The following is an 11,116-nucleotide window of genomic DNA, read 5'->3' on the forward strand; positions in this document are numbered from 1 at the left end:
TTTGCTTGATTAAGAAGAAAATATTAGTAATAGGGATGATAATTACTGCCATTGTCATATTGTCATATGCCATTTGGTTAAATCAAAGACCTGTGGTTCTAGAATTTGCTATGTTTAACGGTAGCAATTGGAATGTGGAAATACAGGATAGTTATAGTTTTATAGACAGGGCTATTGATAGGTTTGAGAAAGAGCATCCGGGTGTGAAGGTACATTACGTAAGTGGCATACCTAAAGAAGATTATTCAGAATGGCTTAGTAGTAAGATACTAAAGGGGGACGCACCTGATGTCATGATGATAAAGGATGAGGACTTCAACCGCTTTGCAGAGCTTGAAATACTGGAAAATCTGGATGATTATTTGAAAAAGGATAAGGAATTTGATGCTAATAGATATTATGAAACTGCATTAAAATCGGGGAAAATAGCAAATGTACAGTATGCATTGCCCTTTGAAACCGTCCCATACCTTATGTTTGTAAACAAAACTCTGCTGAATAAAGAGGGCATAGATATTCCCGATAAAGATTATACTTTTGATGACTTATATTATATCTGCAAAAAAATAACAAAGGATTTAGATGGAGATGGAATTATAGACCAGTTTGGGATATTTAAGTATAGTTGGCAGGAGGCGGCAGTCTCTAACGGAGCTAGGTTGTTTTCAAATGATGGGAAGCAGTGTTATTTTACTAGCACCAAACTACAGGAAGCTATTAAGTTTACGAAAGCTTTAAGTGAATTAGATGAAAATCAAAAAGTCACAAAAGAGCTTTTTGATAAGGGCAAAGTTGCTTTTATGCCACTTAGCTATGCTGAATATAGAACTTATAAGGCATACCCTTATAAGATTAAAAAATATACTGATTTTCAATGGGACTGTATAACTCTTCCAAGAGGTAAAAAAGGAAGCAATTCTTCAGTGGTCGACAGCTTAAATATAGGGATGGGAAAAGATAGCAAACATAAGGAATTATCTTGGGAATTTCTTAAATATATGACAGGAAATGAAGAAGTTCAAAAAGATATGTTTTTAAATGCACCAGCAGCATCTGTACTACATTCTGTGACTGAAGATAAAAATCTTATAAAGGATATTGATGGAGAATTTATTGGAAAAGTCATAGATAGTGGAAGTGTAAAGCCAAAGTTTGAAAGATATGAAGGCGCTATACAGATAGCAGATGCAGAAATAAACAATTATTATACTCAGGATGTGGACTTGGACAATGCAATGAGGATTATCCAAAGAAAGGTACAGGAATATATATCAAAATAGGAGGAATTAAAATGAAGCGTTCAGAAATCAATAATATAATAAAAGAAATGGAAATACTTATTAAGGAAAATGGCTTTAAACTACCTCCTTTTGCAGAATGGACTCCAAAAGAATGGGAAACAAAAGGAAGAGAATATGATGAGATAAGAGATAATAGGCTGGGATGGGATATAACTGACTTTGGGTTGGGTGACTTTAATAAAGTTGGATTTGGACTTTTTACTATAAGAAATGGAAACCAGCATAATCCGAAATATAAAAAAGTATATGCAGAAAAAATCCTCTTTTTAAGAGATAATATGATGGCACCAATGCATTTTCATTGGTTTAAGTCGGAGGATATAATAAACAGGGGAGGAGGCACCATGCTTATTAAACTGTATAACTCTGACAAAGATGGAAATCTTTTGGACACAGATGTAATAGTACATTCCGATGGAAGAGAATATACTATAGAGGCGGGTGGAATGGTTGAGCTAAAACCGGGTGAAAGTATAACTATAACTCCTTATCTTTATCATGAATTCCATGTAGTTCCTAGCAGTGGAAGTGTGCTTATTGGCGAAGTTTCGCAGTGCAATGATGATGAAACAGATAATAGGTTCTATGAGAAAATCGGAAGATTTCCCAAAATTGAAGAAGATGAGCCTCCATACAGGCTTTTATGCAATGAATATCCAGATGCAAAAAACTAATTGTTAAATATAAATAAAATCACATAATTATTGTAAAATACATCAAATTTCGCTATACTGTAGTTAAGTGTATTAACAATGGGTGAAGGTGCATTTTTATGAAAGCAAATCTGTTTTTTAAGTATCTGGTTTGCTACCTCCTAATAGTTATTAGTTCCCTTATTATACTAAACACAGTAGGAGCAGGGCGTATCAGAAATGGAATTATAAACGATAATATCAGGTCTATGAAGATAGAGGCAGAGACAATAACAAGCGATTATATGAAGGGGTATTATTCCGGAAATATGTCTCTTTTTGACGTAGACAATGGGCTAAAGACTATCGATACATTTGCAGATGCAAGAATAATGATAATAAATGCTGTAGGTGAAGTAGTTTCTGATACAAGAGGAACTTCTTTTAACGATAAGAATGAGAGAAGAAGGCTTCCTGCCTGGCTCTTAGAGAAGGATTCATATGTGGGTGGCAATATCAAGGAATTATCTAATAAAGCTATAGTGGCGGTAATTTCCCCTATTGATATAGACTTTGTACTTAAAGGATATGTAGTGCTTTCCATGGAGGTGTCAGAGCTTGAGAAAGACGCCTCGTATAGTATAGATACCTTGAATATTTGCTTTTTGATACTTGGAGTAGTATTTCTCATAGCCCTGCTATTTCTTTACAGGATATCGATTATTCCTTTAAGAGCGGTAATTAAGGCTGCCAGAGAATATGCCAGAGGAAATTTTGACTATGTATTTGCCACTGAGGAAAACAGACACGATGAATTTAGGGATTTGATGGACACCATTGAATACATGGCTAAAGAACTGAGCCTTATGGAAGAATATCAGAGAAAATTTATTTCAAATATTTCTCATGACTTTCGTTCACCGCTTACCTCTATAAAGGGCTTTGCTACGGCAATGATGGATGGAACCATTCCTCCTGAGCTTTACAATAAGTACCTTAGTACCATTTGCTTTGAAACAGACAGACTTACCAAGCTTACAAGCGGATTGATTGAGCTTAACAAGTTTGACAGTCATCAGGCTCTCTTAGACATCAGAGAGTTTGACCTACATAGTATGATAAAGCAGACAGTGGAGGCATTTGAGGGAAAATGCAGGGACAAGCATATTTCGCTGAATCTTATATTTGAAGGGGATGAGTCGCTTGTAATGGCTGACAAGGGAAAGATTGAGCAGGTATTTTACAATCTGATTGACAATGCAATCAAGTTCAGCCACAACGATTCAGATATAAATATAACTACAAAATCTAAGGGAAATAAGGTAATAGTGTCCGTTAAGGATTATGGCATTGGTATACCGAAGGAAAGTCTTAAGAAAATATGGGAGAGGTTTTATAAAACGGATACTTCGAGGGGGAAGGACAAGAAGGGCAGTGGTCTGGGACTGGCTATAGTTAAGGAAATTATCCAGTCGCATGGAGAAGAAATTGATGTAATCAGCACTGAAAATGCAGGAACTGAGTTTGTATTTACAATTAGTAAAGCAGGGGTATGATTATGAGTGATGATAAGGATTATAAATTCATTAATGAAAAAATAGTTCAAAAGAAGATGCATCCTGTTAAGAAATTTTTTATTGGCTTGATTGTAGTTTTATTTTTGGGTGTTGTTTTCGGAGTTACGGAAAGAATTGTATTTGAAGTTACAGGTGAGGTGCTACCGCATTTTAACTTATTTAAGAAAAATCACTCAATTGAGCTTAGGAAAAATGAAGAGGTGGCGAGCGGAGCTTCGATAGCTACTGAAAGTTCTGTAAAGGAAGCTAAGGAGAGTAAGCCTGAGACAGATAAAAAGCAGGTTAAGATAATTGAGAAAAGAGTTTCTGCTGATTTATCCGACTATAAGCAGGCTCTAAGCCAGTTTGGTAAGTTAGCCAATGAGCAGAATCAGTCTGTAGTTGAAGTGCAATCTGTGGTAAAGGGAAAGGACTGGTTTGAAAATCCTTATGACGCTGTAAATAAAGCTGCAGGATATATAATTGCGGTTCAGAACGACGAGGCTTATATATTAACGGATTATAAGAGCATTAAGTCTGCTGATAATATAAAGGTTAAATTTAAGCAGGGCTTCCTTGCAGAGGGGATAATTAAGAATTATTCGGCTAATTTGGAGCTTGCTCTTGTGATGGTCAATCTAAAGGGAATTGCAAAGAAGGATGATATTGAACCTCTTAAGTTTGGAGGAATTAGCTACAAGAGCATAGGTGAGCCTATTATGGCTATAGGTAATCCGAATGGAAACATCTATTCAGTATTACCGGGAGTTATAACAGGTGCTGAGACATCCCTGATAGAAGATGACTATAGCTTTGATTCGCAGTTTACAGACATAGATATTGCCAAGAACGGAGATGCTGTCTTTGTTGATTTTGATGGAAATGTCGTAGGCATATATTATAAGGGAAATCAGGATGTAACTCAGATAATTAACATTTCAAAGATAATGACCTTACTTGAGAAAATGATGAATGATGAGCCCCTGCCTTATATAGGAATTAAGTCCAAGGCTTTTGACGGAGCTGAGGAGAAGACAGGAATATCAGGAGGAGTAATGGTAGACAGCGTCACCAAGGGTTCTCCTGCGGATGATGCGGGCTTTAAGGAAGGCGATATAATATACGAGATGGACGGCGTACACATTGAAAATATGAGCGACTATGAGAGCTTCCTTGAAAGTAAAAAGCCAAAGAATAAGGTAAAAGTCCTCATTTACAGGGTAACAAGGAATGAGGGTAAGAAAATAGAATTAGAAGTAGAGATAGGAGACAGCAGGGGTATAAAATGAGATATATAAAGGATATTAAGGACGGAGAGCAGTTAAACGGCATCTATTACTGTAAGGAGAAGAAGGAGCTTAGAAGTAAAAATGACAAACCATATTATTCAATGACTTTGCAGGATAAAACAGGCAGTCTTGATGCTAAGGTATGGGATACGAATTCAAATGGAATAGAGGACTTTGCAGGTGGCGACTTTGTCTGTGTTCAGGGGCAGGTTTCTATCTATATGGGAGCTTTGCAGGGCAAAATTATCAGAGCCAGAAGATGTGGTGAAGGCGAATATGACCTGGCGGACTACATACCTACTTCAAGGTACGATAGAGATGAGATGTATGGGAAGCTTTTAGACATCATCGATACAGTAAAGAATCCTTATTATAAAAAGTTATTGGATACATTTTTCAGGGACAAGGAATTTGCAGAGAAGTTTAAGAATCATTCTGCGGCAAAGACAGTCCACCATAGCTTTGTGGGAGGGCTTTTGGAGCATTCTCTGGGAGTGGTAAAGGTCTGTGATTTCATGTCTAATCAATATCCTATGATTAACAGAGATTTGCTTATAACGGCGGCACCACTGCACGACATAGGAAAGATGGTTGAGCTTAGCGGATTTCCAACAAATGAATATACTGACTCAGGCCAGCTTCTAGGTCATATTTACATTGGTGCAAATATGATAAATGAGAAGATTAACAGCATTGAAAATTTTCCAAAAAGACTGGCAGATGAGCTTATTCACTGCATTTTATCGCATCACGGCTCTCTGGAATTTGGTTCGCCTAAGATGCCTGCACTTATGGAAGCCTTTGCACTCAGCCTTGCTGACAACATGGATGCGAAGATGGAGACATTTACCGAGCTTTTGGAGGTAAATGAGGGCAGAACGGACTGGCTTGGTTACAACAAGTTTTTTGAGTCGAATATAAGAATAGCTACTAAGAATAAGGAATAATATGTTTGAAAAAAATGAAATTTTAGAACTTCAGATTGAGGCAATAGGAAGTGAGGGAGAGGGTATAGCGCATGCAAATGGTTATACCCTCTTTGTGAAGGATACAGTTCCGGGGGATAGGATAGAGGCTAGGGTGGTAAAGGCAGGAAAAAACTATGGATATGCCAGATGCGAGCGTATTATAGAGCCGTCAACAGATAGGATAGAGCCTGTCTGTCCCATTTCAAAGAGATGCGGAGGCTGTCAGTTCCAGCACCTTTCGTACGAGGCAGAGCTTAAGTTCAAGCAGAAGAAAGTGTTTAACTGCATAAAGAGAATAGGTGGTTTTAGCGATGAGGCTATACCTATGCTCCCTATAATTGGCTGTGAAGAGATTATGCATTATAGGAATAAGGCGCAGTTTCCTGTTGGTGTGAATAAAGTGGGCGAGACAGTTACGGGCTTTTACGCTGAGAGGAGCCACGAGATAGTGGATACGACCAAATGCTACATTCAGTTTGAGGAGAATGAGCTTATTTTGGATACCCTTATGGCATTTATGAAGAAGTATAAAATATCTGCCTACGAGGAAAAAATAAATCCAAAGACGAAAAAACCTGAAAAAGCCAAGGGGTTAGTCCGACATATAATGACCAGAAAGGGCTTTGCAACCGGTGAAATAGGCATCTGTGTGGTTATCAACGGGGATGTACTGCCAAAGGATGATGAGTTTACAGCTATAGTGCTTAAGGCATTTGAGGGCAGGAGTGATGTAAGGATAAGTAGCATTTGCGTAAATGTAAATAAGAAGGTTACCAATGTGATATTTGGGGATGAGCTTAAATGCATCTACGGAGAGCCTTACATAGTGGATATGATAGAGGATGTTAAGTTTAAGATATCTCCATTTTCATTCTATCAGGTAAACCCTGCCCAGACTATGAAACTTTACGGTAAGGCTTTGGAGTTTGCAGATCTTACGGGAGAAGAAGTGGTTTGGGATCTCTACTGTGGCATCGGTACCATAAGTCTGTTTTTAGCTAAGAAGGCTAAGGAAGTCTACGGGGTGGAGATAGTAGAGGCAGCAGTGGTAAATGCTAGGGAAAATGCTAAATTAAATGGAATGGAGAATGTGCATTTCACAGTAGGAAAAGCTGAGGATGAGGCTAAAAAACTCCCAAAGCCTGATGTAATAGTAGTAGACCCGCCAAGAAAGGGTTGCGATGAAAAGCTCCTTGAGACGATAATGAATTATAAGCCGGAAAGAGTAGTATATGTATCCTGCGACCCGGCTACACTTGCGAGGGACTTGAAGGTGCTATGTGGAGATGGGGGGTATAGACTGGATAAGGTGCAGGCAGTGGATCAGTTTTCTAGGGGGGTGCATGTGGAGAGTGTGGTGAGGCTAAGTATAGAATATTAGTTTTATTTATATAGTTAATGGATTTAGATACCGTTAAGAAATAGATAAGATATAAATAATAATTTTACTGATTTAGTATAGCAAATATGATATGATAAGGTAGGGTAGCAATGAATGATAATGGCTTAAGTTATATCGACCTCTTTGCTGGTGCAGGGGGATTGTCAGAAGGTTTCATTCAAAGTGGTTATAGACCAATTGCACATGTGGAAATGAATGAGTATGCAGCAAAAACATTAGAAACAAGAATTGCCTATTATTATCTTAAAGAAAATGGCAACTTAAAAAGCTATTATCAATATGAGAGGAATGAAATATCGCGTGAGCAGTTATTAGAGTTAATTCCTAGAAGTGAATTGAAGACTGTCATTAACAAGGAAATGTCAAAGTCAACTATTAAGGAGATTTTTCAGTCAATAAATAAAATTATTGATGAGAAAAAAATTGGTAAAGTAGATGTAATTGTTGGAGGCCCTCCATGCCAAGCATATTCATTAGTGGGTAGGGCACAGAGTAGTCACATGATAGTGCCTATGGAAGAGGATACTCGAAATGAGCTATACAAGATGTATGTCCAATTTTTAAACAAATACAAGCCTAAAATGTTTGTATTTGAAAATGTTGCGGGTATTAAAACTGCGCGTGGTGGACAAGCTTTTAAGAATCTTCAAAAGTATATGCGTAGGGTAGGATATGAGATAGATTATAAAGAACTTAATGCAAATGATTTTGGAGTTTTACAGAACAGAAAAAGAGTAATTATAATTGGCTGGTTAAAAGAAATGAAATATGAGTATCCCAAATTTGAAATTATTCATAGCGATGCCAAGGTGTGGGATTTGTTGGATGATTTGCCACCATTATATCCGGGGGAATCAGCGAATAATTATATAATATCAGATATGCGTAGATTAAAAAAATATGTTAAGGATAATAAGATTAGAACCAAGTCAGATGTTCTGACTAGTCATGTTGCAAGACCGCATACAAAACAAGATATAGAGATATATAAGAAAACAATTAATTTGTGGTTTGAAAATGCAAGACATGAGAGACTTAAATATAATAATCTACCAGATAAGCTGAAAACCCATAAAAATAGAACATCTTTTGTAGATAGATTTAAGGTTGTAGAAGGCGACTTGAACTATTGCCATACTATATTAGCTCATTTATCAAAAGATGGACATTACTTCATACACCCGGACATTAAGCAACATAGATCTATAACTGTAAGAGAAGCAGCAAGAATACAATCATTTCCAGATAGCTATTTTTTTGAGGGGCCGAGAACTTCTCAATTTGTTCAGGTTGGAAACGCAGTACCTCCAATGATGGCAAAAATAATAGCAGATAAGATAAAAGAACAGCTAGGACAATAAGAAAGGGGGAATTCGCAAATGGGAATTGTTGAAACAACATATTCAGAGTTAAAGCAGCAAGAATTAAATAATAATCCTTATAGTTGCTTACACATGGCAGATATTGATATTAATCCACACCAGATTGAGGCATTCACATTTGCGCTATCTTCTCTGGAACTTGGTGGTGCTATTCTAGCTGATGAAGTAGGTCTTGGTAAAACCATTGAAGCAGGGCTGGTTATTAAGTATCTATTGTGTAGTGGCAAAAATAAGATAATACTTGTTATGCCATCAAACTTGCGTAAGCAATGGCAGGTTGAATTAGAAGAAAAATTTGATATTGAGTCATTAATTGTGGATAGTTCCAACTGGGATGATTATTTGATTAAAGTTAATGACAAACAGGTGGTTGTTATTGTTTCATATCATTTTGCATCTAAGAGAAAAGCAGAATTAACAAAAATACCTTGGGATTTTTGTGTATTTGATGAAGCTCATAGACTTAGAAATGTTCATAAAAATGGCTCTAAAATGGCTAGTGTATTATATGAATTAACAAAAGGAATCCCTAAGATTTTATTAACTGCAACACCAATGCAAAATACCTTGCTTGATATATATGGACTTGTTCAATATATCGATGACAAGATTTTCTATAACAAGTCAGTATTTTCAGAAAGGTATTTGCGTGGAGAAGATTATAGTGACTTGAAGGCTTGTTTAGAACCTGTTGTTCAAAGAACTCTAAGAAAAGAAGTAGCAGAATACATTCAATTTTCTGAGCGTAAAGAGATGACGATTGACTTTGAATTATCGCCAATGGAGATAGAGCTTTATGTGATGATTAATAATTATCTGAAAAAGGAAATCTTATATGCTTTGCCCAACTCTCACAGAACACTTATTACTTCTGTTATTAGAAAATTACTTGCATCCTCAAGTATGGCAGTTGCAGAGACGTTTAAGGTGTTAAAAGGAAGACTTGAAATTTTAAAGGAGACAACTAGAACTGAATCAGCAGATGAGAGTATTGATTTCTTTCTGAGCTTCTTTGACGATGAAGAAATAGAAACAGTTGATGATAGTGAGCAGGATGAATTATATACTAGAGAAAAGGTAAATGAATTTATTCAGCATGAAATAGATGAAGTAATAGATATTATTAATAAAGCTGAAGGTATAAAAAGGAATGCGAAGATGACAGCCTTAAAACTTGCGGTGAAAAAGGCATTTGCGTTCCAAGAAGAGGCTGATATACAGCAAAGAATTGTTGTATTTACAGAATCTATTAGAACGCAGCAGTATATGTACGAAGAGTTATCTCATGACGGATATAAAGGGCGGATACTTAAATTTAATGGTAGTACAAATGACCCTACTACGAAACAGATTTATAAGGCATGGAAAGCTAGAAATTATGGTAAGTATGTGGGCAGTAGAAATGTTGAATTGAAGAATGCAATAGTAGAAGCATTTAGGGATGAATACAAGATATTGCTTGTAACTGATTCTGGTTCCGAAGGATTAAATCTACAGTTTTGCAACACTATTATAAATTATGACTTGCCTTGGAATCCGCAAAAGATTGAACAGCGAATAGGCCGATGTCATCGTTACGGTCAAAAGAATGATGTTGTAGTTATCAATCTACTAAATACACAGAATATAGCAGACAAGAGAGTATATGAAATTCTTTCAGAAAAATTTGAACTATTTCAAGGTGTATTTGGTGCATCGGATAAGGCTATTGGATTGTTAGAAGGTGGAGCAGATTTTGAAAAAAGAGTAACACTCATTTATCAGGAATGTAAAACGGTAGCTGATTTTACAAAGCAATTCAAAGCTTTAGAAAAGGAATTAGAGAAGAAAAGAAACAAGAAGATGGATGAGCTGAAATCCATATTTACATATAAGACAGAAGAACAGCATAAATCTCATTTTGGCGCTATAATGCAAGAAATTGCAGAATATAGTTCACAGTGCGAATACTGGAATAATAGATGCAAAAAGGGAGAAGCAACATATCCAAAGTATTACGAAGTTAATATGGATTTGGAGATCCCGGGGATTCAACATGGCTATTTGATATTAGGCGGTTCATATGTTGGAGAATTGCTCGAAGAGGCTGTATTTGAAATTATTGATTCGACTGGAAGAATATATGGTGTTACGGATAAATTGGCTAGAGCTCTTTGTGAGAAATTGCAGGAGCAGTATCTGGAAGAGAATACACCAAACAATCGAGAAATTCTTTCATATATTGATAAAGTAGATGAATTTATGCAGCAGAAGCACGCAGAGTCTAAAAGGACAGTTGTAACCACGAATAAGAAAAAGATGGATAATTGGCTACAGCTAAGAAAAGAAGAATATTTACTTCAAGCTAAAGATACATCAGAATTAGATGAAATTAAAGAAAAATATGCAGCTGAAAGTGATTTTAGGCTGAAGATTGCACTAAAGAAACAAATAGAGAATATAGAAATACAGAAACAAAAAATGATAGAGGCATTTCATGATAAAATGTCATTATTGGAAGATGAGGCTGTAAATATGCAGAAGGAATTTGAAGAAAGCATATTGGTAAAGCCACAACTTATAACAAAGATAGTGATTAAGTTTTAG

At 36.2% G+C, this 11,116-nt stretch carries 8 protein-coding genes; all 8 read left to right on the top strand.

All coding sequences use genetic code 11. From position 1 onward, the window contains the following. The first annotated feature begins 5 nt into the window (after nucleotides 1-5). The gene (locus JJN12_RS13060) at nucleotides 6-1,280 is read left to right on the top strand and encodes an ABC transporter substrate-binding protein (protein WP_236013802.1); all 1,275 of its coding nucleotides are present in this window, start codon (nucleotides 6-8) and stop codon (nucleotides 1,278-1,280) included. An 11-nt stretch (nucleotides 1,281-1,291) separates the two neighbouring features. After that, nucleotides 1,292-1,975: a D-lyxose/D-mannose family sugar isomerase gene (locus JJN12_RS13065; protein WP_208430093.1), complete on the top strand. Its 684-nt coding sequence runs from the start codon at nucleotides 1,292-1,294 to the stop codon at nucleotides 1,973-1,975. Nucleotides 1,976-2,073: 98 nt separating this feature from the next. Further along, the gene (locus tag JJN12_RS13070) at nucleotides 2,074-3,489 is read left to right on the top strand and encodes a sensor histidine kinase (protein WP_208430094.1); all 1,416 of its coding nucleotides are present in this window, start codon (nucleotides 2,074-2,076) and stop codon (nucleotides 3,487-3,489) included. A 2-nt stretch (nucleotides 3,490-3,491) separates the two neighbouring features. Beyond that, nucleotides 3,492-4,778, top strand: a complete 1,287-nt coding sequence (locus tag JJN12_RS13075; RefSeq protein WP_208430095.1) for a S1C family serine protease — start codon at nucleotides 3,492-3,494, stop codon at nucleotides 4,776-4,778. After that, nucleotides 4,775-5,725 (top strand): 3'-5' exoribonuclease YhaM family protein, encoded by a 951-nt coding sequence (locus JJN12_RS13080; protein WP_208430096.1) that lies wholly within the window; start codon nucleotides 4,775-4,777, stop codon nucleotides 5,723-5,725. Before JJN12_RS13075 ends, JJN12_RS13080 begins: the two co-directional genes overlap by 4 nt. A gap of 1 nt (nucleotide 5,726) precedes the next feature. After that, nucleotides 5,727-7,127: a 23S rRNA (uracil(1939)-C(5))-methyltransferase RlmD gene (gene rlmD / locus JJN12_RS13085; protein WP_208430097.1), complete on the top strand. Its 1,401-nt coding sequence runs from the start codon at nucleotides 5,727-5,729 to the stop codon at nucleotides 7,125-7,127. A gap of 110 nt (nucleotides 7,128-7,237) precedes the next feature. Continuing rightward, nucleotides 7,238-8,509, top strand: coding sequence for a DNA cytosine methyltransferase (locus JJN12_RS13090; protein ID WP_208430098.1), 1,272 nt, complete (start codon nucleotides 7,238-7,240; stop codon nucleotides 8,507-8,509). Between the two features lie 18 nt (nucleotides 8,510-8,527). Next, nucleotides 8,528-11,116, top strand: coding sequence for a DISARM system SNF2-like helicase DrmD (drmD, locus tag JJN12_RS13095; protein ID WP_208430099.1), 2,589 nt, complete (start codon nucleotides 8,528-8,530; stop codon nucleotides 11,114-11,116).

The organism is Catonella massiliensis, from assembly GCF_016651435.1.
Taxonomy (GTDB): domain Bacteria; phylum Bacillota; class Clostridia; order Lachnospirales; family Lachnospiraceae; genus Catonella; species Catonella massiliensis.

Bases quoted from the DNA above. Each gene is read 5' to 3' on its own strand.
- JJN12_RS13065 (WP_208430093.1), top strand. From the start codon at position 1,292: ATGAAGCGTTCAGAAATCAATAATATAATAAAAGAAATGGAAATACTT.
- JJN12_RS13070 (WP_208430094.1), top strand. From the start codon at position 2,074: ATGAAAGCAAATCTGTTTTTTAAGTATCTGGTTTGCTACCTCCTAATA.
- JJN12_RS13075 (WP_208430095.1), top strand. From the start codon at position 3,492: ATGAGTGATGATAAGGATTATAAATTCATTAATGAAAAAATAGTTCAA.
- JJN12_RS13080 (WP_208430096.1), top strand. From the start codon at position 4,775: ATGAGATATATAAAGGATATTAAGGACGGAGAGCAGTTAAACGGCATC.
- rlmD (WP_208430097.1), top strand. From the start codon at position 5,727: ATGTTTGAAAAAAATGAAATTTTAGAACTTCAGATTGAGGCAATAGGA.
- JJN12_RS13090 (WP_208430098.1), top strand. From the start codon at position 7,238: ATGAATGATAATGGCTTAAGTTATATCGACCTCTTTGCTGGTGCAGGG.
- drmD (WP_208430099.1), top strand. From the start codon at position 8,528: ATGGGAATTGTTGAAACAACATATTCAGAGTTAAAGCAGCAAGAATTA.